The 24,471-nt window shown below is 39.0% G+C and carries 24 protein-coding genes and 2 tRNA genes; 16 read left to right on the top strand and 10 right to left on the bottom strand.

Annotated elements, in window-relative coordinates:
• Window positions 1-155: 155 nt before the first annotated feature.
• The 11 genes from ccoN (at window position 156) to ttcA (ending at window position 10,145) form a co-directional block, all read left to right on the top strand.
• On the top strand, window positions 156-1,589 hold the full coding sequence (gene ccoN, locus HBH39_RS08800) for a cytochrome-c oxidase, cbb3-type subunit I (RefSeq protein WP_167677467.1): 1,434 nt from the start codon (window positions 156-158) through the stop codon (window positions 1,587-1,589).
• Between the two features lie 12 nt (window positions 1,590-1,601).
• Window positions 1,602-2,216: a cytochrome-c oxidase, cbb3-type subunit II gene (ccoO, locus tag HBH39_RS08795; protein ID WP_167677465.1), complete on the top strand. Its 615-nt coding sequence runs from the start codon at window positions 1,602-1,604 to the stop codon at window positions 2,214-2,216.
• Window positions 2,217-2,225: 9 nt separating this feature from the next.
• Window positions 2,226-2,402, top strand: coding sequence for a cbb3-type cytochrome oxidase subunit 3 (locus HBH39_RS08790; RefSeq protein WP_167680021.1), 177 nt, complete (start codon window positions 2,226-2,228; stop codon window positions 2,400-2,402).
• 5 nt (window positions 2,403-2,407) lie between these two features.
• Window positions 2,408-3,364, top strand: a complete 957-nt coding sequence (gene ccoP / locus HBH39_RS08785) for a cytochrome-c oxidase, cbb3-type subunit III (RefSeq protein ID WP_167677463.1) — start codon at window positions 2,408-2,410, stop codon at window positions 3,362-3,364.
• Window positions 3,365-3,481: 117 nt separating this feature from the next.
• Entirely contained in the window at window positions 3,482-3,961 is a 480-nt protein-coding gene (locus HBH39_RS08780) for a FixH family protein (RefSeq protein ID WP_167677461.1), read from the top strand.
• A 16-nt stretch (window positions 3,962-3,977) separates the two neighbouring features.
• Complete coding sequence (locus HBH39_RS08775; protein WP_167677459.1) at window positions 3,978-6,371, top strand: heavy metal translocating P-type ATPase; 2,394 nt, start codon at window positions 3,978-3,980, stop codon at window positions 6,369-6,371.
• Entirely contained in the window at window positions 6,368-6,577 is a 210-nt protein-coding gene (ccoS, locus tag HBH39_RS08770; protein WP_167677457.1) for a cbb3-type cytochrome oxidase assembly protein CcoS, read from the top strand. Before HBH39_RS08775 ends, ccoS begins: the two co-directional genes overlap by 4 nt.
• Complete coding sequence (locus HBH39_RS08765; RefSeq protein WP_167677455.1) at window positions 6,574-7,260, top strand: sulfite exporter TauE/SafE family protein; 687 nt, start codon at window positions 6,574-6,576, stop codon at window positions 7,258-7,260. Before ccoS ends, HBH39_RS08765 begins: the two co-directional genes overlap by 4 nt.
• A 58-nt stretch (window positions 7,261-7,318) precedes the next feature.
• Window positions 7,319-8,071 carry an electron transport transcriptional regulator EtrA gene (gene etrA, locus HBH39_RS08760; RefSeq protein ID WP_167677453.1) on the top strand — a complete coding sequence of 251 codons (753 nt, stop codon included), beginning with the start codon at window positions 7,319-7,321 and terminating at the stop codon, window positions 8,069-8,071.
• Between the two features lie 102 nt (window positions 8,072-8,173).
• On the top strand, window positions 8,174-9,103 hold the full coding sequence (uspE, locus tag HBH39_RS08755) for a universal stress protein UspE (protein ID WP_167677450.1): 930 nt from the start codon (window positions 8,174-8,176) through the stop codon (window positions 9,101-9,103).
• Between the two features lie 79 nt (window positions 9,104-9,182).
• Window positions 9,183-10,145: a tRNA 2-thiocytidine(32) synthetase TtcA gene (gene ttcA / locus HBH39_RS08750; protein ID WP_167677448.1), complete on the top strand. Its 963-nt coding sequence runs from the start codon at window positions 9,183-9,185 to the stop codon at window positions 10,143-10,145.
• A 95-nt stretch (window positions 10,146-10,240) separates the two neighbouring features.
• On the opposite strand, the gene HBH39_RS08745 is transcribed toward ttcA, so the two are convergent.
• A complete protein-coding gene (locus HBH39_RS08745) occupies window positions 10,241-10,882 on the bottom strand; it encodes a DUF2987 domain-containing protein (RefSeq protein ID WP_167677446.1) in 642 nt (213 codons plus the stop codon).
• A gap of 142 nt (window positions 10,883-11,024) precedes the next feature.
• Here HBH39_RS08745 and yvcK point away from each other — a divergent pair, with 142 nt between their 5' ends.
• Window positions 11,025-11,933 carry a uridine diphosphate-N-acetylglucosamine-binding protein YvcK gene (gene yvcK, locus HBH39_RS08740; RefSeq protein WP_167677444.1) on the top strand — a complete coding sequence of 303 codons (909 nt, stop codon included), beginning with the start codon at window positions 11,025-11,027 and terminating at the stop codon, window positions 11,931-11,933.
• A gap of 55 nt (window positions 11,934-11,988) precedes the next feature.
• On the opposite strand, the gene HBH39_RS08735 is transcribed toward yvcK, so the two are convergent.
• From HBH39_RS08735 to dnaQ, 5 genes are all read right to left on the bottom strand, one after another.
• The gene (locus tag HBH39_RS08735; protein ID WP_167677442.1) at window positions 11,989-13,182 is read right to left on the bottom strand and encodes an amino acid aminotransferase; all 1,194 of its coding nucleotides are present in this window, start codon (window positions 13,180-13,182) and stop codon (window positions 11,989-11,991) included.
• Window positions 13,183-13,383: 201 nt separating this feature from the next.
• Window positions 13,384-13,460, bottom strand: a tRNA-Asp gene (locus tag HBH39_RS08730).
• A 58-nt stretch (window positions 13,461-13,518) separates the two neighbouring features.
• Window positions 13,519-13,595: transfer RNA gene (locus HBH39_RS08725), tRNA-Asp, on the bottom strand.
• 130 nt (window positions 13,596-13,725) lie between these two features.
• Window positions 13,726-15,078, bottom strand: coding sequence for a TIGR03503 family protein (locus HBH39_RS08720; RefSeq protein ID WP_167677440.1), 1,353 nt, complete (start codon window positions 15,076-15,078; stop codon window positions 13,726-13,728).
• Window positions 15,078-15,815 (bottom strand): DNA polymerase III subunit epsilon, encoded by a 738-nt coding sequence (gene dnaQ / locus HBH39_RS08715; RefSeq protein ID WP_167677438.1) that lies wholly within the window; start codon window positions 15,813-15,815, stop codon window positions 15,078-15,080. The genes HBH39_RS08720 and dnaQ overlap by 1 nt, the downstream gene beginning before the upstream one ends.
• A gap of 72 nt (window positions 15,816-15,887) precedes the next feature.
• On the opposite strand from dnaQ, the gene rnhA reads away from it, so the two are divergent.
• On the top strand, window positions 15,888-16,361 hold the full coding sequence (rnhA, locus tag HBH39_RS08710; RefSeq protein ID WP_167677435.1) for a ribonuclease HI: 474 nt from the start codon (window positions 15,888-15,890) through the stop codon (window positions 16,359-16,361).
• 3 nt (window positions 16,362-16,364) lie between these two features.
• Here the strand turns inward: rnhA and HBH39_RS08705 are convergent, their stop codons facing one another.
• The gene (locus tag HBH39_RS08705; RefSeq protein ID WP_167677431.1) at window positions 16,365-17,111 is read right to left on the bottom strand and encodes a class I SAM-dependent methyltransferase; all 747 of its coding nucleotides are present in this window, start codon (window positions 17,109-17,111) and stop codon (window positions 16,365-16,367) included.
• Between the two features lie 105 nt (window positions 17,112-17,216).
• Between HBH39_RS08705 and gloB the strand changes: the two genes are divergently transcribed.
• Together gloB and HBH39_RS08695 are read left to right on the top strand one after the other, a co-directional pair.
• On the top strand, window positions 17,217-18,002 hold the full coding sequence (gene gloB, locus HBH39_RS08700; RefSeq protein ID WP_167677429.1) for a hydroxyacylglutathione hydrolase: 786 nt from the start codon (window positions 17,217-17,219) through the stop codon (window positions 18,000-18,002).
• A gap of 152 nt (window positions 18,003-18,154) precedes the next feature.
• Window positions 18,155-19,711 carry a LysM peptidoglycan-binding domain-containing protein gene (locus HBH39_RS08695; RefSeq protein ID WP_167677427.1) on the top strand — a complete coding sequence of 519 codons (1,557 nt, stop codon included), beginning with the start codon at window positions 18,155-18,157 and terminating at the stop codon, window positions 19,709-19,711.
• A gap of 75 nt (window positions 19,712-19,786) precedes the next feature.
• On the opposite strand, the gene HBH39_RS08690 is transcribed toward HBH39_RS08695, so the two are convergent.
• The gene (locus HBH39_RS08690) at window positions 19,787-21,616 is read right to left on the bottom strand and encodes an AsmA family protein (protein WP_167677425.1); all 1,830 of its coding nucleotides are present in this window, start codon (window positions 21,614-21,616) and stop codon (window positions 19,787-19,789) included.
• 48 nt (window positions 21,617-21,664) lie between these two features.
• On the bottom strand, window positions 21,665-22,150 hold the full coding sequence (locus tag HBH39_RS08685; protein ID WP_167677423.1) for a putative 4-hydroxy-4-methyl-2-oxoglutarate aldolase: 486 nt from the start codon (window positions 22,148-22,150) through the stop codon (window positions 21,665-21,667).
• A 196-nt stretch (window positions 22,151-22,346) separates the two neighbouring features.
• Between HBH39_RS08685 and HBH39_RS08680 the strand changes: the two genes are divergently transcribed.
• Window positions 22,347-22,661, top strand: coding sequence for a ribonuclease E inhibitor RraB (locus HBH39_RS08680; RefSeq protein ID WP_167677421.1), 315 nt, complete (start codon window positions 22,347-22,349; stop codon window positions 22,659-22,661).
• A gap of 156 nt (window positions 22,662-22,817) precedes the next feature.
• Here HBH39_RS08680 and pgm read toward each other — a convergent pair whose 3' ends face one another.
• A complete protein-coding gene (pgm, locus tag HBH39_RS08675) occupies window positions 22,818-24,461 on the bottom strand; it encodes a phosphoglucomutase (alpha-D-glucose-1,6-bisphosphate-dependent) (RefSeq protein WP_167677418.1) in 1,644 nt (547 codons plus the stop codon).
• Window positions 24,462-24,471 lie beyond the last annotated feature (10 nt).

The following is a 24,471-nucleotide window of genomic DNA, read 5'->3' as shown; positions in this document are numbered from 1 at the left end:
GCTGCATAATACTTGAAAGAATTGTGCGGTAACACCTTGACAGTCATTAACAAAAGAGGCAGGAAGCTGTTACTTAATTAAACGATTGTCAACTAAACAGGTGGAGTTTTACTCTGCCAATATTATAAGTAAAAGTAATAAGCCGTGGAAGCATTATGATGAACCATTCCCAGTCTACAGGCGCTGATTACAACTACACTATTGTTCGCCAATTTGCATTAACCACAGTATTGTGGGGAATCGTTGGTATGGCAGTGGGTGTATTGATTGCAGCTCAGTTAATCTGGCCGCAACTGAACTTTGATACTCCTTGGTTAACGTATAGTCGTTTACGACCATTACATACCAATGCAGTTATTTTCGCGTTCGGTACTTCAGCCCTATTCGCTACATCCTACTATATTGTACAAAGAACCTGTCAAACCCGTTTATTTGCACCTAAATTAGCTGCATTTACATTTTGGGGATGGCAAGCAATTATTCTATCTGCAGCAATAAGCTTACCTTTAGGTATCACCTCAGGGAAAGAGTATGCTGAGTTAGAATGGCCAATTGATATCGCAATTACCATTGTTTGGGTAAGTTATGCGATTGTTTTCTTCGGTACCATTATCAAAAGAACAACATCACATATTTATGTGGCTAACTGGTTCTTTGGTGCTTTTATTATTACTGTTGCTGTTTTACATATTGTGAACTCAATGGCTATGCCATTAACACTGACTAAGTCATATTCAATGTACTCAGGTGCCGTTGATGCGATGGTTCAGTGGTGGTACGGACATAACGCAGTTGGTTTCTTATTAACAGCAGGCTTCCTTGGTATGATGTACTACTTTGTACCTAAGCAAGCAGGACGTCCAGTATATTCATACCGTTTATCTATTGTTCACTTTTGGGCATTGATTGCGTTATACATTTGGGCTGGTCCTCACCATTTACATTACACAGCATTACCTGATTGGACTCAGTCTTTAGGTATGGTTATGTCGTTAATCCTTTTCGCTCCATCTTGGGGTGGTATGATTAACGGTATTATGACTCTCTCTGGTGCATGGCATAAGCTTCGTACTGACCCAGTACTTCGTTTCTTGGTTGTTTCATTATCTTTCTATGGTATGTCTACCTTCGAAGGTCCAATGATGGCAATTAAAACCGTTAACGCCTTATCTCACTATACGGACTGGACTGTCGGTCACGTTCACTCTGGTGCGTTGGGTTGGGTTGCTATGGTGTCTATTGGTTCTTTATACCATTTGATACCAGTACTGTTTGGCCATGGCCGTATGTATAGCACTAACTTAGTTAACGTTCATTTCTGGTTAGCGACTATTGGTACTGTGTTATACATCGTATCTATGTGGATTTCAGGTGTGATGCAAGGTCTGATGTGGCGTGCTGTGAACTCAGACGGTACATTGACATATAGCTTCGTAGAAAGTCTTGAAGCTTCGTATCCTTTCTATTTTGTTCGCTTTATTGGTGGTGCGTTTTTCTTAGCTGGTATGTTAATCATGGCATACAACGTTATTCGTACAGTTAAAGCAACAAAAGATTCTTTGCCAGCACTTGCTGAAGCAAAAGCATAAGGAGCAGATTCGATGAAATTTAGTCATGAATTAATTGAAAAGAACATCGGTCTGCTTGGTATTTTCACTGTACTTGCGATTAGTATCGGCGGTTTAGTGCAAATTACCCCACTTTTGTTCCAAAAAGATACAACTGAACCTGTAGAAGGGTTAAAGCCGTATAATGCTTTGCAGATTGAAGGTCGCGATATTTATGTTCGTGAGGGTTGTTATAACTGTCACAGCCAAATGATCCGTCCTTTACGTGCTGAAACTGAACGTTATGGTCATTATTCTGTTGCCGGCGAATCAGTTTGGGATCACCCTTTCCAATGGGGTTCTAAGCGTACTGGTCCGGACCTTGCTCGTGTTGGTGGTCGTTACAGTGACAAGTGGCATGAGGTTCATTTAATCGACCCTCGCGCTGTTGTTCCTCAGTCGAACATGCCAGCTTATCCATGGCTTGCAGAAAACATCCTTGATGGGAAGTTAACTCGTAAGAAAATGGAAATCCTGAGTAATTTCCATCCACAACACAACCTTTACACAGAGGCTGAGTTGGCTGGAGCGGAAAAAGCGGTTCAAGGTAAAACGGAATTGGAAGCATTAATCGCATATTTACAGTCTTTGGGTTTAGCACTCAAATAGGAGGTAATGATGGATTATGGCACTTTTCAAGGAATTTTAACCATTATTGTAATGGTGACATTTGTCGGTATTTTCTTCTGGGCATACAGTAAGCATAGCAAGTCAAAATTTGATGAAGCCGCTAACTTAGTATTTGCAGATGATGAACAACAAAAAATGTCGCAAGACTCAGGAGAGCAGAAGTAATGATTATGAGTAACTTCTGGAGTATTTGGATTACTGTACTCACCATCGTTGTGATCGTAGGTTGTATCGTTATTCTTCGTGTAATGTCAAAAAATAATACTGGCGTTGAAGAAGGCGAATCAATGGGTCATAGCTTTGATGGTATTGAAGAACTAAATAACCCACTGCCAAAGTGGTGGTCTTATATGTTCTACATTACTATCGTATTTGGCATTGTATATCTTGTAATGTATCCAGGTTTGGGTAATTACAAAGGCTTATTTGGTTGGACAAGCTCTAATCAAAGTGTGCGTTCTTTAGACGAGTCTAAAGCTGCTGTAGAAGCTGCAAAAGCTGAAAACCGTTTATCTCAGTATGACCGTGAAGTGGCTCATGCTGATGAAAAATACGGACCAATCTTTGCTGCATATTTAGCGACCCCTCTTGAGGAGTTAGTTAAAAATGAAGAGGCATTAAAAGTTGGCGGCCGTCTGTTTCTACAAAACTGCGCTCAATGCCATGGATCAGATGCTCGCGGTTCAAAAGGTTTCCCTAACCTAACGGATAATGCTTGGTTATACGGTGGTGAATTAGCCGATATTAAAACCTCGTTAATGAATGGCCGTAATGGCATGATGCCTCCAAAAGGTGGTTTACCTATCGAAGATAGTGAAATCAAAGGTTTAGCTGAATATGTAGTTAAACTTTCAGGCGGTGAACATGACGCCGCACTTGCAGGCCAAGGCCAAGCTTCATACATGAAAGGCTGTTTTGCTTGTCATGGTATGGACGGTACGGGTAACAAGTTCATGGGCGCACCTAATTTAACTGACAATGCTTGGTTATATGGTGGCAGTCGTGGTGCAATTGAAGAGTCAATTAAGTATGGACGTGCTGGGGTGATGCCTGCATGGAAAGATATACTTGGTGAAGAAAAAGTTCACGTATTGACTGCCTACGTTTATAGCTTATCTAACAAATAGTTACATATGCTTAACAGAATTGGCCTCGATATACTCGAGGCCTTTTTTTTAAGTGATTATTAAGCATTTACCCTGTAAAATGCTCCACATAATAACAAGTTTAATTTAGGGATCCTCATGTCAGATGTACAACCTTGGTATAAGCAATTTTGGCCGTGGTTTTTAATTCTCCTCCCCTTATGTGCCGTCATCGCCAGCATCAATTTACTTTTTACTGCATTAGATAATTCAGACTCGTTAGTCGCCGAAGAATACTATAAAGAAGGTAAAGCCATTAATATGGATTTGCGTAAGATTAACTACGCCAAACAAATTGGTATGAAATATCTTGTCGCCATCGATGATAATATGATTGAAATCACTCAACACGGTGGTCCAGCTTATTCTGCCGCTCTTAATGTGCATTTTTATCATCGAACACTTGAGCAGCATGATTTAAAACTTAAGGTTACAGCTGATGGTTCTGGTATTTACCGTATACCATTAGATGAAAGTATTTCAGGCCCATGGGAAATCAGACTTGAAAGTTTTGATGGCGAATGGCGTATTCAGCAACGTATCGATATCACTGATAACGTTGAATATTGGTTAAACTAAAATTGTGAGTTAACCAATGAAACCATGTTTTCATTGCAGTGAACCAGTTGTTACTGCAAACAAATTTGTGACGGTTATCGATGGGCAGCCACAAGATATGTGCTGCCCAGGTTGCCAGGCTGTTTCGCAAGCAATTATGGATGCGGGTTTGACCAATTATTACCGCTACAGAAGTGAACCTGGAAGCAAGCAAAATGCATTAGTACCAGATGCAATCAATCAATTTACCGCTTATGACCTTCCAGAAGTTCAAAAAGATCTGATCCATAGTGATGCTGATAAAGACACGATTTCTCTTTCAATTGACGGTATAACTTGCGCAGCTTGTGCTTGGTTGATTGAACATAAACTCAAAACCTTACCTGGAATAGTCAATATAGCCGTGAACACCACGACTCAACGAGCGGTAGTGTCATGGATGCCAACTAAAGTAGCTTTAAGTGAAATATTGCAGCAAATAAGCCAAATTGGCTATCAAGCAGCTCCCTACCAAGTCGATGAACAAGAGAAACATAGTAAAGCAGAAAGCCGTAAGTTCCTGCTGCGTCTTGGCTTAGCTGGTTTTGCGACTATGCAAGTGATGATGTTTGCTTTGGCTTTATATTCTGGGTATTTCACCGATTTAGACGTAGAGTTAAGAGATTATTTTCGTTGGGTGAGCATGATTTTTGCTGCGCCAGTGGTGTTTTACTCTGCACAGCCGTTTTACTTTAGTGCTATTCGTAGTTTACTCGGTGGCAATTTAAACATGGATTTATCTGTGTCTATTGCTATCTGTGGAGCTTATATCGCCAGTTGCATTGCGACCATTAATGGTACCGGCGAAGTGTATTTCGAATCAGTATCAATGTTTACTTTCTTTTTGCTATTAGGTCGATACTTTGAGCAACAGGCAAAGCAAAAAGCCTCAGTAAGTTCTAGTAATTTACACAAGCTGGTACCTGTTACTGCACAAATTGTCAAAAACGGTCAAGTAACTGAAATTGCCGCGAAACAGCTTAAAGTTGCAGATATTATTTTGGTGCGCCCTGGTGATGTGGTCGCTGCTGACGGCATCATTACTCAAGGCAAAACCTCCATTAATGAGTCCATGCTGACTGGCGAACAAATGCCGGTAACAAAAGAACTTGGCTGTTCAGTTTTTGCTGGCACAATCAATATTGAGCAGCCCATAGAGGTGGAAATTACTGCGCTTGGGCAAGATCAATTAGTGTCTGAAATTATTCGATTACAAGAGGTTGCTTCAAATAATCGTCCCCATATAGCCTTACTAGCAGACCGACTAGCGCGATATTTTTCCGCCACTATTTTAACCATAGCTACCCTTACCTATTTTAGTTGGTTAACCTTTGCTCCAGAGGATGCATTTTGGGTAACCTTGTCCGTGTTAGTGGCAACCTGCCCTTGCGCATTAGCACTGGCAACCCCAACAGCGGTAACCTGTGCAACAGCAATTTTTACCCGTTTAGGGATCATTACCCGTAAATCAGGCGTGTTTGAAAAACTGCCCATGATTAATCACGTAGTATTTGATAAAACCGGCACCTTAACGTGCGGTAAATTAAGCCTTGGTAATGTCTTACTTCATGCCAACTTAACACAAGATGAAGTGCTGACTTTAGCGGCCAACCTTGAACAAGGCTCATTGCATCCTATTGCACAGGTATTTTTACCTTTTGCGGATAAAAATTTACCGGTAACTGATATTCATCATCACGTTGGCTTAGGGGTTGAAGGCACCTATAACAGCCAAACTGTTCGTTTAGGCTCTAAAGTATTTTGCTGTGAGTCTCACACTGAACCATCTAAAAATGAAATTGAAAATCAGCTGATTTATTTAAGTCTAAATAAGCAGTTAATGGCTACATTTGAACTTAACGATGACATTAGACAAGATGCCAGTGACACCATAAATTCACTGAAAAAATCACATATTGACGTCAGTATGGCCACTGGAGATAGTTCAGGTCATGTTAAGTACTTAGCGAGCAAACTTGCTATCAATAATGTCCATTCAGGCATGAGCCCTTCTTCTAAATTATCATTAATCAAACAGATACAAAAAACACAACAGGTTGCTATGTTTGGTGATGGTATCAATGATGCTCCTGTACTTGCCGGTGCAGATATATCCATTGCCATGGGCAGTGGTAGTGCTATTGCGAAAAATAGTGCTGATTTAATTTTGCTTGGCGATCATTTGTCCCGCTTTAATGATGCAATTGAAGTTGCAAAACAGACTAACCGCATAATCAAACAAAACTTAGCATGGGCGTTCGGGTATAATGTGATTATTTTACCATTAGCGGTTACAGGACATGTTGTGCCCTATATTGCTGCGATTGGCATGTCATTAAGTTCAATTATTGTCGTCTCAAACAGTTTAAGGCTGCTTAGGTTAAAATTATGAGTATTATTTATGTGTTAATTCCTATCGCCATGATATTTGTATTAATTGCGGTAGCGGTGTTTTTTTGGGCGGTGAAATCGGAACAATTTGACGACTTAGATCGCCAAAGCGTTTCAATATTGTTTGATGACGCACCGACTCCTCACACATCCGTTGAATCATCGATAGCGGCTAATAAAAGTAGCAATAAAGAGCCTAATTTGTGATTGAATTTAATGTGTTCGGGGCTTTTTTAGTTGGGCTAATGGGGGCCGCTCATTGCTTTGGTATGTGTGGCGGCTTAATTGGTGCCTTTTCTGCAAGCATCCCGAATAAAGCCGGTAATCAACTGGCTAATCAATTGTTATTCCTCGTCAATTATAATCTAGGCAGAATACTGAGTTATTCATTGGCCGGTGCATTAGTTGGTGGCGGCGCTGCCGCATTAGGTCAAATGTTTGCTGCCGATGAATACCTTATCTACTTACGATTTTTCGCCGGTTTTATGATGATCATTACGGGTCTTTACATCGCCCAGATTTGGTTTGGTGTGGTGTATATTGAAAAACTCGGCAAAGGTTTATGGCGATTACTTAAGCCGTTTACCCAAAAGCTGTTACCCATCACCCACCCATCTCAAGCCTTACTTGCAGGTATGCTATGGGGTTGGTTACCTTGCGGATTAGTTTATAGTACCTTAACTTGGTCTGTGGCTTCAGGTAGCGCGTTACAAGGTGGATTAATCATGTTCGCTTTTGGTTTAGGAACCATGCCAGCTTTATTAATGGCAGGCTTGGCTGCGCAAAAACTGGCTATTTGGATTCAAAAAAAAGCGGTTCGGATAATCAGCGGCTTGCTATTAGTTATTTTTGGTTTACAGACAATCTACATCGCGATTAATCAACTTTAGTAGCTGACAATATTGATTTGGTTTACCATATACAAAGTGAAATGAACTAGGAATTGCTATGCCAATTGAACAAAACAAAGCTCGCCGTCCCAACACTGGTGGATGTGCCATACATTGCCATGATTGCAGCATGGGTACGCTTTGTATTCCTTTTACATTAAACGACAGCGAGCTAGACAAGCTTGATAATATTATTGAGCGGAAAAAACCAGTTCAGAAAGGCGATCAAATTTTTAAGTCTGGCGATGCGTTAAAGTCTTTATATGCGATTCGTTCTGGCACAATTAAAAGCTACACCATCACCGAGCAAGGTGATGAGCAAATTACGGGGTTTCATCTGGCCGGTGATGTTATTGGTTTTGATGGCATCCATTCACAAATGCATCAAAGTTTTGCTCAGGCACTTGAAACCTCAATGGTGTGCGAAATTCCATTTGAAACCCTTGATGAACTATCAGGTACCATGCCTAAATTACGACAACAGATCATGCGGTTAATGAGTAGTGAAATCATGAGTGACCAAGAAATGATTTTATTGTTGTCAAAAAAGAATGCTGAAGAACGTCTTGCGGCATTTATTCATAATTTAGCAAATCGCTTTGGCAGCAGAGGGTTTTCGCCCAATGAATTTCGCCTGACTATGACTCGTGGTGATATCGGTAATTATTTAGGCTTAACTGTTGAAACAATTAGTCGTTTGTTAGGCCGTTTTCAAAAATCTGGCTTAATTGAAGTGAATGGTAAATATATATCAATTGTTGATCATCAAGCGTTAGGGATATTAGCGGGTAACGCACGAATTGCCACATAAGCGTTATTTTTATGATCCAGTTCAAAGTATATTAGTGTCGATAAAGCCATACTTGAATTGGGTAATAACGTATTAAAATATAAAGGCTTTGAAGGAGGTTATATGAAGGAATATAAAAAGATACTGGTTGTTATCAACCCTACAACTGACCATCAAGCAGCCCTGCATCGAGCCATTGAGTTAGCAACCAAAAGCCAAGCTGAAATTACAGCATTTCTCTCAATATTTGATTTTTCATATGAAATGACATCGATATTGTCTGCCAACGAGCGTGAAGCCATGCGACAAGGTGTCATTGATCAACGTATAGCTTGGTTAAATGATTTAATTTCTGATTTAAAAGAAACACAAGTTAAGATTAACACTGAAGTGGTATGGCATAACCGCCCTTTTGAATCCGTCATTAATTTTGCGATAGCTGGTAACTTTGACTTAATTGTTAAAAGTACTCATGAGCACGACAAATTAAAATCTATTATATTTACCCCAACCGATTGGCATTTAATGCGTAAAGCGCCAATGCCTGTATTAATGGTTAAAGAGCATGACTGGCCTATTGAAGGTAAAATATTATGTGCGATTAACGTAGCCTCGGAAGATGAAGATCAACTTAATCTCAACACTAAGATTATTAATTATGCTCAAGACTTAGCCCGTAAGTTTTCTGCAAGTGTCCATTTAGTGAATGGTTTTCCTGGAACACCGGTTAATTTAGCCATTGAACTCCCTGATTTTGATGCGAAAACATACAATGATAGTGTCCGTATGCAGCATGAAGAACGGGTACAAAAACTGGCACTTTCTTATAATATTCCAGTTGAAAATTGCCATGTTGAAGAGGGGTTGCCTGAGGATGTCATTCCTGATTTAGCCATTCAATTGGATGCCGAATTGGTTATTTTAGGCACTATTGGTCGAACAGGCTTTTCAGCCGCGCTCATAGGAAACACTGCAGAACATGTTATTGATAGTTTACAGTGTGATTTATTAGCGTTAAAACCTGATGGCTATAAATCGCCATTAGAGGATTAATCTACAGTTAGGCTTTACGCTACTCCTGATTACTGGAATAATACGCGCCCTGAAACATAAGGTTACTGGGCGCATTTTTATGTCTGACATTGAGCAACAAAAAGAACACATCATCAAAAAAAATATCACCCGCATGAATAAGCTACAAAAACGCTTACGTCGTGAAGTTGGCAGTGCAATTGCTGATTACAACATGATTGAAGATGGTGATTTAATCATGTGCTGTTTATCAGGCGGCAAAGACAGCTACGCCATGCTTGATATTTTAATTAATCTTCAACAACGTGCGCCAATCAAGTTTGACATTGTTGCTGTAAACCTTGATCAAAAACAGCCCGGCTTTCCTGAACACATCTTACCTGCCTATTTAGATAGCTTAGGTATTGCATACCATATTTTAGAAAAAGATACTTACTCGATTGTTAAGGATAAAATTCCAGAAGGTAAAACGACCTGTGCATTATGTTCACGTTTACGCAGAGGCACCTTGTATGGATTTGCTCAACGAATTGGCGCCACTAAAATCGCTTTAGGCCACCATAGAGATGACATCATAGAAACTTTATTTCTAAATATGTTTTATGGTGGCAAGATGAAAGCCATGCCTCCTAAACTATTATCTGATGATGGCGCCAATATGATCATTCGTCCACTGGCCTATTCTAGAGAAAAAGATATCGCAGAATATGCACAGCTAAAGCAATTCCCTATCATTCCATGTAATTTATGCGGGTCTCAAGAGAATCTTAAACGCGCAGCGGTAAAAGATATGCTAAAACAATGGGATAAGCAACATCCTGGTCGAATAGAAACCATCTTTACCGCAATGCAAAATACCGCACCGTCGCAAGGTGTGGATCGTAATCAATTCGATTTCTTAGCATTGACCAGAGATAAGGACGCCCCTTTACGTGGTGATGTTGCAGAATCTGATTTACCCGCTTTTGACTTTTTAGATACGAGTAATAATGGTCATATTGATCTTGATGCCGCGCAAAAGAATGGCGCTAGAATTGATATTGTTACCACGTTTAAGCCATAACTGATGGTGAAGGTATTTAAGCTTTAAAAACAACGCCCTGTAAAATTACAGGGCGTTTTTGTATATCGGTGTAGATAGTACAATTTCTAACAAAGCTAATTAACCCAAGGGCTAATCATAATTGGAGGTTGTGAGAATTCAATTTGTTTAACGTAATTAACTTGCTCGGTTGTGAAGGTCATTTTATTTGATATGGTTTGGCTAACACCATCGACTTTCATAGTTAAATCTTGCTGGTTGTCACGGGAAAATTCAAAAGTCAATCCACTCAATGGTTTACGGAAGTACTTCATAGGGAAACCTTGTAGTGCATCCAACAAACCATTCATATCATCCAAAATACGTTGCAGTTGATTATGACTATAATGAGTCAATATAGTTTTACCACGTACTTGCATTGCAATTGCACATTGGCTAGCATCGCCAGCAACCTCAATATTAACCAAACCTCTATCAGATTTTAGGCCAGCATCAAAAGGTAAAAATATCTGCTGTTGCTTGGTATAAGTTAAAGGATAGTTTTGCGACTCGGTGGTAATACTACCAGATAAAATTTTGCAATTATCATCAAGCGGTACACTAAATACTAGCTCAGCATTTGGATAACTATTTTTATTGACTCGTTTTAACCTATCATAAAATCCACTATATTCTAAAGAAACGGTATCGGCATGAGCAAATTGAGCAGATACACACACAATCACAAACGCTAATATTCTGATTTCACTACTTGTCATAAATCAATCCTGTTTACACAATAAGCTTTTGCACCAAATGGAACAAAAAACACTAATAATATTGTCATAATTATGACAAGCTATCATTCACTTAAAACGGATTATATCACAATAAAACTCAAGGAAAGAGAGTGGTAATTTCATGTTAAATAAACGTTTATCTGCTTATAACAAGGTTGTCGCGATTGGTGGCGGTCATGGGCTAGGTCGTGTTTTAGGCGCACTTTCATTTTTAGGAGATAGGTTAACTGGGATTGTTGCTACAACTGACAATGGAGGTTCAACTGGGCGATTACGCCAAGATCAACATACTATTGCTTGGGGTGATCTGCGTAACTGTTTATCACATTTAGCACCTCGCCCTTCATTAAGTTCAATGCTGTTTGATCATAGGTTTGTCGGTGAGAATGAACTTGCAGGTCATAATTTAGGAAATGTGATTTTACACGCATTGGATCAATTATCGGTTAGACCACTGGATGCAGTTAATTTAGTACGTAACTTGCTAAAAATTAACACCGCCATTATTCCAATGTCTGAATCTCCCACACATTTAGTTGCGATTAGTTGCAATGGTAGCAAGATCATAGGAGAACTTAACGTTGATAAAATGGCAGAAATGCCATTGGCCTTAAGCCTAGAACCCGAAGTTAAAGCAACGAAAGAAGCATGCGATGCCATCACGGAAGCAGATTTGATTATTCTAGGACCAGGAAGCTTTTTAACAAGTATTATTCCAACCCTACTGCTGCCTGAGATAATTCAAAGCATCAATAATGCCAATGCGAACGTTATTTTTATCGATAACTTAACCGATCAATGTTCATCAGCTATCCACTTTTCGATTGAGGAAAAAGTTACTTGGATCCATAACATATTGGGAAAGGAGATTATTCAACATGTGATCCAAGATAGTCACAAAAATAAACCTCATTTAGAAATATCTGCCCCACCACGTGTGCACCAATTTAATTTGGTCAGCCAACATCATCTTGGTTTGCATGACAAAATCGCTCTTGGTGATGCCATTTGTAAAGTGAGCAATCTATGAAAAAGGACTGCTATATGCAGTCCTTTTAAAATTTAACGCTTAGTTTGTTAAGTCGTTATAACACTTGTGCAATGGCCTTACACACAATAGGTATATTTTGTTGGGTTAATCCAGCCACACTGATACGGCCTGAACCTACAATATAAATAGCAAATTCATCTTTTAAACGGGCGACTTGTTGTTTATTTAAGCCAGAAAAACTGAACATACCATTTTGACGTGAAATGAAACTAAAATCTTGCTCAACTCCTTCTGCTTTTAAGCTGTCAACAAACAGTGTGCGCATTTTTGCAATGCGAAGTCTCATTTCTGCTAACTCAAGCTCCCATTCAGCACGCAACTCGTCATTACTTAGAATAGTACTAACAATTAATCCGCCATGTGCAGGCGGGTTTGAATAGTTTGCGCGAATGGTCTTTTTTATTTGACTAAAACTACGTAGTGCAGTCTCTGCATCTTCAGCGACTAAGGTAACGGCTCCAATTCGCTCATTGTATAAACCGAAATTTTTAGAAAAAGAATTAGCGACTAACAATTCTGGGACAATTGCCGCTACAGCACGTAGCCCCTGTGCATCTTCTTCAATACCAACCCCAAAACCTTGATAAGCAAAATCAAACAAAGGTAATAACGATTTTTCTAAACATAATTGCCCGATAATTTTCCATTGCTCGATGTTTAAATCTATTCCCGTTGGGTTATGACAACAGCCATGCAATAACACCACATCACCAGCCGTTGCATTGGATAAATCCTCAACCATGGCATCAAAATCCATGTCATGAGTTTCTGGTACATAGTAAGCATACTGTTTAACAGTTAACCCTGCGGTTTCAAAAATATTTTGATGGTTGGCCCAAGTAGGATTGCTTACCCAGATTGTACGAGAAACAGTATTACTCAGTAAAAACTCTGCAGCAACACGTAAAGCCCCGGTGCCGCCTGGCGCTTGAGCAGTTGCGGCGCGTTTGTCAGTGATAATTTGACTGTCTTTACCAAATAATAAACTCTGAACGACTTGGTTGTATGCCAACACGCCTTCGATACCGAGATAGTTTTTAGTTTGTTCTGTCTCAAGTAAAATTGCTTCGGCTTTTTTTACCGAATTTAAAACTGGGGTTTGTCCTGCTTCGTTCTTATAGATACCCACCCCTAGATTAACCTTATGTGGGCGTTCGTCAGCTTTAAATGCATCTGTAAGACCAAGAATAGGATCAGCTGGAGCCTGAGATACTTGAGTGAAAATCATTACAACATTCCTAATGGTAGAGTTCGAATATAGTTTTGTTCTTTATATCATTGAGCAGGCTTTGAGAGTAGTGAGAATTTTAAATGATGAGATAAAAATCTTATGAAATATAGATTCAATAATAAATTAATAAATAATTATTAAATTAATAATTTACCTAAAACAAATAAGCCTCATCGCATGATGAGGCTTCTCTGAATTTGGCGGAGCGGACGGGACTCGAACCCGCGACCCCCGGCGTGACAGGCCGGTATTCTAACCAACTGAACTACCGCTCCAAATTTTATTTAAATTAATTTTCTAATAAGTTAAAAAACTAATTTAAAGTCACTTGATTGGCGGAGCGGACGGGACTCGAACCCGCGACCCCCGGCGTGACAGGCCGGTATTCTAACCAACTGAACTACCGCTCCACTCAAGTGCGATGAATAATAAAGTTGTCTTAATATTGCGTCAACCCTTTTTTATATTTTTAATTCTGTTTAGTTAAAAAATGTTCAATTTCAATTGAAAAGCATTAAAAATAACCAAGTTTTACTCAGACTACAGTTTTTCATCAGGAATGGTTAAATCTAAATCGTCCAAATCAAGTTGCCCTTCTGATGACTCTGTTTTCGGCTTATCTTTATTTTCTTGTTGAAGCCTTAGCTCAGCAGCGGCAATCGCTTTTGCTAAGCTTTGCTTCTTGCGCCATATAATGAGTGCAACGATTCCTAAAATGAGTAAACCAATATTCACCGCCACAATCCAAAATATGGCATTTTCTCTGGCTTTAGCTTCTTCAACAGCGGCAATAGCTGCAGCACGTGCATCAAGCTCCTCTTGGCTTGGAGGTGGCTCTGGTGGCTCAATTAAGTTAAAAAACATTTCCGGTATGCTGAGAAATATTTCTCGTCCACGAATTGTGGTACTGACCACCGTCCCTTTAACCCGATAACTTCCAAATTCAGTTACTCTAGGCAAAGCGAGCATAAGCTCAGGTTTTGGCATATCCAATAGCACAATCGGCAATTGCAAGCCTGCAGGCCCAACAAGTTCAAAATGAAAATGTGTTTGTGATAATAAAACTTCCGCTTCATCAACTTGTAATTGTAAATGCCATGTGCCTTGCAAAGGGTCTTCTGGAGCAATCATTTTGACCGTAACAGGTTGACGAGATAGTAGGAATGGCATGGTAAATTCACGCTCAAAAATATTATTTCGTGCAGTGACTTTAAAAGTGTAATGACCTGCGGGTTGGTCTAGGTTTTTACTTCCGGTAAAGACACCATCATCAGGCTTCTCATCTAAGCCTTCTCCATTATCTTTGTATGCACCAACAATTATCGTGCCGGTAGCAAAGTTGTCATCACCAGGGCGATGATCGCTAATAAACTTTGAGGTCCACTCCACCATATACTCTAAACCCGGCATACGCATGGTTAAATCATCTGCTGTAAGTCTAGCTGTTACTTTAAGGCGTTCACCTTGATAAAGTGGCTGCGGAAGCGGCTCAACATCAATATTGATATCCGATACTTTTTCTATTTTAGAATCAGGCAAAATATCGCCTAACAATTGCCAAGGCCCCGGCATTGGATTCTTAATAGAAATAAAGTCCCCTGTTATACCGTCTAACCACTTCACAGATTCCGGATGACGTGATGCATACCATTTGCTGCCATCTGGAAGTACAACAACCACAGGGGAAGAACCATAATTACGTTGAATGATTAAGGTAACTTGCTCGACCTTATGATCGATTCTGAATCGATTTTTAAGTTCCATTGCATAAGATGCAGGCACATAACCTGCAAATTCTTGAGATGGAGTTGTTTCAGTGCTAGCTTGCGATACAGAGATAGCGCAGGCAAAAAATAACACACTACTGAAAAATGATAGACGCAGCCATTGCATTAAGTATTTGATCCTCTCCAGAGGCACTTTCCTGATTTAGCTACTAAATCAAGTCTTTGTTCATGTAATACTATTTCATCGGCCGAAGCTGCGATCACTTTAAGATTAAACGCATTTGTATCAATTCTTTTAATGCCCCCCGCTTCTTGGCCTGGCTTTTCACTGGATAAATTAAATTTGATTTGACCACCGGTCATAATCAAATAAACATCCGCTAGAATTTCAGCATCTAAAAGTGCGCCATGGTAAGTTCGACGACTATTATCGATACCGTAGCGCTTACACAAGGCATCTAGATTATTCTTTTGCCCCGGGTGCAGCAGTTTTGCGATTGCTAAACTATCGAGTATTTGGCATATATCTGCGGTTTTAGGGCCTACAGGATTAAGTTTGGAAAACTCATGATCCATAAAGCTCACGTCGAAGTTAGCGTTATGTGCAACGATTTCAGCTCCATCAATAAAATCGATAAATTCTTTAGCGATTTGATGAAATCTTGGTTCATTGGCAACACGTTCGTTGGTTATTCCATGTACTTGAATTGCTTCTTCATCAATTGATTGTCCAGGATTGATATACTGATGGTAGGTTCTTCCGGTCAATTTTCTATTGATGACTTCAACGCAACCAATCTCAATAATGCGGTGGCCGATATAGACGGGACCTCCAGCTTGGTTCATCCCCGTGGTTTCTGTATCAAGAATAATTTGACGTGGAGCAGAAGAAACAATATTCATTTATTTATTCATCTTAAGGTTGTAATGCGTATACTAGCGAAAATGACTATGCGGACTTAGTGTACCAACTGAATGAAAAATCTGAAACAACTACGCATTTTTACTGATGGTTCTTGTTTGGGTAATCCTGGCCCCGGTGGATATGGGGTGGTAATGAAATACAAAACTCAAATCAAAGAGCTTTCTGGTGGATATGCACTAACAACTAATAACCGCATGGAACTGTTAGCGCCAATCGTTGCATTAGAATCTTTATATGATGAATGCCAAATCATTTTAGTCAGTGATAGCCAGTATATGCGCCAAGGGATCACATCCTGGATCCATGGTTGGAAAAAAAATAACTGGCAAACTTCCACTAAACAACCCGTAAAAAATGTCGATTTATGGCAACGATTAGATATAGTTGCACAAAAACATCACATTGATTGGCGTTGGGTAAAAGGCCATGCGGGCCATATTGAAAATGAACGCTGTGATGATTTAGCAAGACATGCAGCGATGGGCAACAATCTTCAAGTTGATGAAGGTTATCAAGCCAACTGATCGTTATTTGTCGATATTATTTGGATTAATTTTAAAGCCTGCTCGTCCGGCGGTGGGTGCGGTTGCCCAACCTTTTGTTTTAACGCTTTGCTTTTCTCTAGTTGGTGTTAGCGGGCAATCTAATTTTCTGGCTACGATAAAATATAAGCTGCCAGTACTTGGTAACCATTTAGCTAATAATTTTTGCCAATAAATACTTTTAGACGGTTCAGATAATAAATGGTGATATACCATGCGCTCATCAGCTAAAACCTGATAACCCAATAGTCCCATCCAATCTTTTACTCGTGAAGGCATAAAAAATTGTCCATTCCAAGGTATACGAGTTTGGTATTTGGGCAATAATTTGCCAATAAAAGTCGGACTAACAGGATTGAAGCCGATAATAAAAATATAGCCCCCTGACACCAGCACCCTGTCCGATTCTCTTAATACACGATAAGGATCTTGTTCGTATTCAAGCAAATTTGCCATAAGTACAGCATCTATACTGTTATTTTGTAAAGGTAAGTGCTGATGAGAAGCTTGTACGTCTGCGCCCTCTTCTTCATAAAGGCTGAAGTGATGATTGATTTGACAGTGTAATGTATTAATGTCAGAGCTTAATGGGCCCAATTTAAGAAAATGATAACCAAAGATCCGCGGCCACCATAAGGCTAAGTTTGCTTCTATTTCTTTTTCAATCAATGACCCACAACACAGATCTTGCCATTGCATGGGCTTGATTTGTTCATTTGAAGCAATATCCATTAGCCAACTGACTCCACTTAACTTAACTCATTTCAAGCTATACATTACTATACCTTGGCGGTATCTTAACTCTACCAAAACTAATAGCGTTATTCGAGATTTAACATGATTCAAATACACACAATTCCCGCATTCACCGATAACTATATCTGGTTAATCAGGCCCACAAATAGAGCGGCGATTGTCGTTGACCCTGGTTGCGCTAAATCTGTTATAAGCTATTTAGAACAACATGAAATTCAGCTTGCGGCAATTTTAGTGACCCATCATCACAATGATCATACGGGGGGCATAGAGTTACTCCAACAACATTATAACAATACACTTGCGGTTTATGGGCCCGGTAATGAAAACATCAGCGGTATAACCGTACCGATTGTGTTAAGTGAACATTCGCAAATGACGCTAAATATTGCAGAGTTAGATTCATCTATAAGGGTGATATCTGTACCAGGACACACAAGCGGACATCTTGCATATTTGATTGACGGAAACTTATTTTGTGGTGATACGCTATTTAGTGGTGGCTGTGGGCGTTTATTCGAAGGCACAGCGGAGCAGATGGCGAAGTCGTTAAGTTTACTGGCGGCTCTTCCTAAAGAAACCAAAGTATATTGTGCACATGAATATACCGAAGCTAACCTTGCCTTTGCTAAAGTTGTTATGCCAGATAATGTTGCGTTGTCTTCATATCAAAAAAAAGTCATTTCACTAAGAAAACTTAACCAAGCCACAATTCCATCTACAATCGAAACCGAATCACAAATCAATCCATTTTTAAGATGTGAAACAACTGAAGTTCAACTACAACTTTCCTCACATTTTAACCAAATTATATCTAATGAAATTCAAGCATTTACTTTACTTAGACAATATAAAGATAACTTTTAAGCTAGTTAAATATAGATTAATAAGACAATGAATTTGATTTCATCTACAATGTGCGATTCGCGGTTATAAAATAAGGTTTTTACCCGCATAACTTTACTGTGTAAGTTTAATAAATTCAAAGCTATATCGCTGATTTGTAGGATGTTTAATTAATGAAAACAAAGTTATCGCTGCTTGCGGCCACTATCATGCTAGTTACTGGTTGTCAGACAGTTACACCTGAAAATGACATTAATATCATTGAAACCCCTCAGCCGATAAAAAATACCACTCAGGCAAAAAAAGTAACCTCTACTTCTTTGGCTGATATTGAGCAAGATGTTGCAGAAGTTACCGAAATTTGGCAACGGATCCGTGACGGTATGCAATTGACAATTGTTGATAAAGACCTTGTTGCTCAATATCGACAGTGGTACATAGACAATCCAAAACACCTTGAAATTGTGACGGAACGCGCGGCACCATTTTTATATTATATTGTTGAAGAAGTTGAAAAACGTAACTTACCAACTGAACTGGCTTTGCTGCCTGTCATTGAAAGTGCATTTATTCCAACAGCCTACTCTCAAAGCCATGCATCGGGTTTATGGCAGCTAACCGCGCCAACCGCCGCCACCTTTGGTGTCAAATCTGATTGGTGGTATGACGGTCGTCGAGATATTAGAGCGTCCACAATTGCCGCATTGGACTTATTAGAATACCTGTATAAAAAAATGGGTAATAATTGGAACTATGCTATTGCAGCTTATAATTCTGGCGAAGGCAGAGTATTCAATGCGATCAAGAAGAACGAAGGTAAAGGTAAAGAAACCACCTTCTGGAAGTTAGATTTACCAAGAGAAACAGCGCATTATTTACCTCAGTTATTAGCGCTAGCTGACATTATCAAAAACTCCCAGCAATTAGGGTTACCACTGTACCCAATTCAAAACCGGCCTGCGATTGAGATGGTTAATATTGACAGTCAAATAGACCTCAATTTAGCCGCTCAATTGGCCGGAGTGAGTTTAGATGAAATTAAGCGGTTAAATCCTGGTTTAAAACGATGGGCAACAGCCCCTACAGGACCACATTATCTTGCTATACCATCTGACAATGCAGATCAATTTAAACAGTCTTTAGCAGCAATTGATCCAGACTCACGAATTAATTGGGTGAGATACAAAATTAAGTCTGGTGACAGCATCAGTGAAATCGCAAGTCGATTTGAAACATCAGCCAGTTTGATCAGAAGCAGTAATGGTATCAAGGGAAATAATATTATCGCCGGACGGTACTTAATTATTCCTGTAGCTACCATTGACCCTGATTTACCAGCACTTGCAACGGAACAAACTTTGGCACGTAAACCAGTTGTACTGAGCAGTAACACACAGCAGGTTTATAAAGTGAAATCTGGTGATAGCTTATGGGGTATTTCTCGGTCTAATAATGTGACCGTTGCTCAGATTTTAAAATGGAATAAAATTGATCAAAGTAAACCATTAAAAATAGGACAAAATATCATTTTTTATCCTAAGCAAGTAGTCAACACTAGTGATATAAATGGCAAAATTGTCAGTTACAAAGTTCGTTCTGGTGACTCGCTGGCTCGAATAGCGGCTAAATATAAAGTCACGGTATCAGAACTCATTGAGTGGAACAGCTTGCAAGATAGTAAGTATATTCAACCTGGACAAATGCTAAAGTTATTGATATCTAACTCTTAAATGACATCAAGACAAATGATATAAAAAAAGCGGCTTGTTTAGATACAAGCCGCTTTTTTACTAGTATTTTTTAATTTAAAAAGCCCCTAGCTTTTTAAATAAACTGTCTTTAAGTTTATCTTTCGCTTTATCCGCCTCTTGCTTTAGTTGACCTTTCATTAACGCTTCTGTATCTAAACCAAACTTTGGTTGTTTAAAACTACCACTGATAGATAAAGGGATATCAATACCAGCCATAGATGTGCTATCTCCTTGACCAGTCAATGAACCAACAATTTTGGTGGTTAATTGGTAATCAATTTCTTCGGTGAGAATATTTGCCCCACCCTTGCCATTAATTCTTATCAGCGGTGAAGACATCGCTAAATCAGGGTTATTAAACAATCCTTCTTTTAAACTAAATGTACCAGTTAAACTGGTAAAATCTGTTTTTAATTCTTGCACATCACTAGCAGATAAGTCACCACTGAGTTTTTTCTGTGCGCTTCTTATCATTTGTGGGATATTAACTCCATAAAGTGAACCATCAGTAATCTCAAATTGACCATTCGCTAATAGGTTTTGTTTCAGTGAGCTGGGCTTCAAACTTTTACCGTTTCCTTTGGCTGTAAAATTTGCGTGGCCAGATAATAAATCCATTTCGGCTAAATCAGTCATTAATGGCCGGATCTGCACGCCTGAAAGCGAATTTTCAAACTGATAGCTTGGCACTTTATTTCTGGCATCAAGTTTAGCGTTGAGAGCTAACTTGCCTTCATATAACTCAGCACTCAGTTTATTAATATCAACAATACCGTTTTTTATCCTAGTTTTCATTTGCCAATTTTTGGTCACCAAATTGCTTACTTTGATAGATTTAGCCGTTAGATTAACAGTTACATCAAGGGTTTTTAGTGCTGATAAATCTGGTTCTTGTTCAGCGACAACCTCTTTTGGAACTGTTGACGCCGTAGATGCTTGCGAGTCATCCTTGGGTAATAAGGAATCTAAATCAATATCACCAAAATCTAAATCCGCTTTGATTACAGGAATGGCATTAGCGTAATTAACCGCAACTTTAGCAACAACCTCAATATCAAGTAACTTCATGGCAGTTAGGTCTATAGCCATTTGTTGTTTACCTAAATCAATTGCTATATCGCTGGTAAAATTGGCCTCTAATGCCTGATTGGGCAATGAATCGCCCTTGGCAAGATTGGCCATCTTAAGCTCGCTAATAATGATATTTTGTTGATCTTGTGAAATTTTAAATTGGCCACTACCAGTTGAGGTTAATGTTATTTCCGGTAATTGAACTTCGAATTCATAAGCCATATCAGATACTTGCCCCAACATGAATTGACTAAGCGTAAATGAATTTAACTTAAATGACTGTTTAGAATCCTGTTGTTGATCAATAAGATTAATTTGAATATTCGTGAGCGAAACGGCCCCGACGGCAAAACCATTTAACCCCGCTTGTTGATCAGTTTTAGTCACATCAGGCGCTGAATCTGATGTAGCGGCTGGCTTCGTTGAATGTAAACCGTCAAAACTGGTTTTGCCTTGCTTGTTAGTCACTAGGTTAATTGTCAAACCATCTAATGTAAGTTGCTTAAGCTCGACTTGTTTACTTAGCAGGGGCATAAATGCAACACTCGCCGTTGCTTGATTGACTTCAAGCATATGCACTGGATTAAATGATGCTGGATTACTAAAGGTTATCGCACCGATATTAATACCGAGAGTAGGAAAAAAACTCCAACTGAGATCTTGATTAATTGCTAAATCACGACCAGTTTGCTTTTTGACTGCTTCAACAACTTGCGGTTTGAAATCATTAATGTTGAAAAACACGGTAAGATATATCGCGATACTGGCAAAAAATAACAATATTGCAATGACTAGCCACTTTATAATTTTCATTACGCTTCCTTACTTATCAACAAGGCTTAAATTTATATAGTTATAGATCTATTTAATACTTAATGCATGACGACTAACCGCGACACCATTTAAATCAGCATAGATATACATACCGTTAGTGACACGGGTTGAATTTAATTCAAGAGTAATTCCTACATCGCCAATGTCACGCTTGTCTGTTTTTATTGGGTTAGTGCCAATCGCCTTTACTCCAATGTTCATGGTATTAATTGTGGAAACATCCCTGATACATCCGTATATGACAATACCTTCCCAACCGTTATCAACAGCACAACTGGCAATTAAATCACCTAATAATGCTCTTCTTGTAGAGCCTCCGCCATCAACAACCAACACTTTGCCGTGACCAGGCTTTGCTAATTCAGCTTTTACCATTGAATTATCTTCAAAACACTTAACGGTCACTACCTCGCCAAAAAATAATGGTCTATTACCATAATGCTGCCAAGGGATTGATATAAGATGGAGTTCTGTGGGGTATTGGTCGAACAAATCTGGAAGTAAATCAAGCATAACGCCTCCGTGCAACAAAGTATTTTATATCATTAGGTTACTGAAAAATGTAACCATGCACAACTAAGTTGTTTACATTGTAACCACTATCTATTCCACTGTTTATCTTGTGTTGTACTTATATAAATAACTAATTCTAATGACTAATAAGCGAATGATGTTTATAATTAATTTTTTATCGCTTGAATTTTAACTTATGAAGAACGATTTAGAACTTGAACGTGTATTGAACGCTTTTGACGAATTTGAGTTTGAAAAAAAAACCACTAGCGATCTTAAAAATGCACGAAACAAACAACAAATGGCAGCTTATATCGAATCATTAGATTATAGTGTCCGTCGCCTTAAATTACTCCAAGAAACCATAAACGAAATCGTTGATGCAAAACAATCGGACTTGCTGAAACAAGAAAAAATACAAACCTATAAAACAAAAATTATTAATCTTGCGCGTGAATATGGTACCAGTTACCAAGAAGTGCTAAATGTGATGGCTAGGCTACGAAAGTAATTTAATAGAATTACATATGCGTCATAGCCTACAAAAATATCATTCAAACATCGAACCCTTAGCTTTCAAACAGCTCAAAATTCATTTTAAAATCGGTGACAACAAAAAATGGCGCACAAATTTTTGCGCGCCATTGAAATAGCAATAATTTATAAATTAATTTTTTAATGCACCATCTATCATCAGTTGTGCTTGCGCAACTATATCTTGTAAATGTTGTTCACTCACAAAACTTTCTGCATATATTTTAAATAATGCTTCGGTACCCGATGGTCTCGCAGCAAACCACCCATTAGCAGTCGTCACCTTAATCCCACCTATTGCAGCATTATTACCTGGAGCATGGGATAAAATGGCGATTATTTCTTCACCAGCTAATTCAGTTTCAATAAAGCTTTGTGCATTTAATTGTTCAAATTTTGCTTTTTTCTTCAAACTAATTGGGCTATCTATGCGGGTATAAAAACTCTCACCAAATTGTTTGGTTAACTCTTGATAACGCTGTGCAGGTGTTTTGCCTGTTACGGCTAATATCTCTAGCGCTAATAAAGCAAGAATAAAGCCATCCTTGTCTGTACACCAAGTGGTACCATCTCGTTTTAAAAAAGCTGCACCTGCACTTTCTTCACCACCAAAAGCAATAGAATTGTTGGCAAGGCCATCAACAAACCATTTAAAGCCAACAGGAACTTCTAAGCAGTTTCTTTGTAAGCTTGCACAAACCCGATCGATCATTGCACTTGATACCAGGGTTTTACCAATAGCTAGTTCTGCTGACCATTGTGGACGATGGGTTAATAAATAATCGATTGCGACAGCAAGAAAATGATTTGGATTCATTAAGCCAAAACCAGGACATACAATGCCATGACGATCATAATCAGGGTCATTTCCGACACACAGATCATACTGTTCACTGTATGCTAATAGGCCAGCCATAGCATAAGGAGATGAACAATCCATACGGATTTTGCCATCTTTATCTAAAGTCATAAAACTAAAAGTAGGATCTACCTTCTCATTGACTAATGTAATATCTAAACCATATTTATCGGCAATTTTCTGCCAGTAATAAATTCCTGAACCACCTAAAGGATCAACCCCTAAACGCAAGTTAGCTTTTTTAATTGCTTCAAAGTCAATCACCTCTGCCAAACCTTCAACATACGGGGCAATAAAATCAATCTCTGTTAGCCAACCTGATTGTAAAGCGACACCATAGTTTATTTTACATACGCCATTTAAATGGTTAGCAAGGTAAGCATTAGCAGTATTTTCTATCTGCTTAGTGATATTGCCTTCTGCGGGGCCACCATGAGGAGGATTATATTTAATTCCACCGTCTTGAGGAGGATTATGAGACGGCGTGATAATTAAGCCATCGGTTAAATCAGTAGATTTGCCTTTATTGGCAGCAATGATGCTTTGTGACACAACCGGAGTCGGTGTAAAACCATCATTAGCTTGAATTAATACTTTCACCTGATTAGCTGTTAACACTTCAACTACAGACATAAACGCTGCATAAGACAAAGCATGAGTGTCATAACCCACAATCATTGGGCCAGTGATGTTAGCGGCTTTGCGATAATCCACCACAGCTTGAGTTATTGCCCAAATATGATTTTGATTAAAGCTAGCGCTAAATGCACTCCCACGATGACCGGAAGTACCAAATATGACCTTTTGCTGTACATCTTCAACATTAGGGATGATTCGATAATAAAAGCTCATTAACTTAGGAATATTCACTAAATCTTGCTGTATTGCTAACGTCCCTGCTCGATCATGGATAGCCACTGGCACTTCT

This window comes from Shewanella aestuarii (assembly GCF_011765625.1).
Lineage (GTDB): Bacteria > Pseudomonadota > Gammaproteobacteria > Enterobacterales > Shewanellaceae > Shewanella > Shewanella aestuarii_A.
Note: the sequence above shows the minus strand (reverse complement) of the source record. Positions and strands in the feature narration are given on the sequence as shown.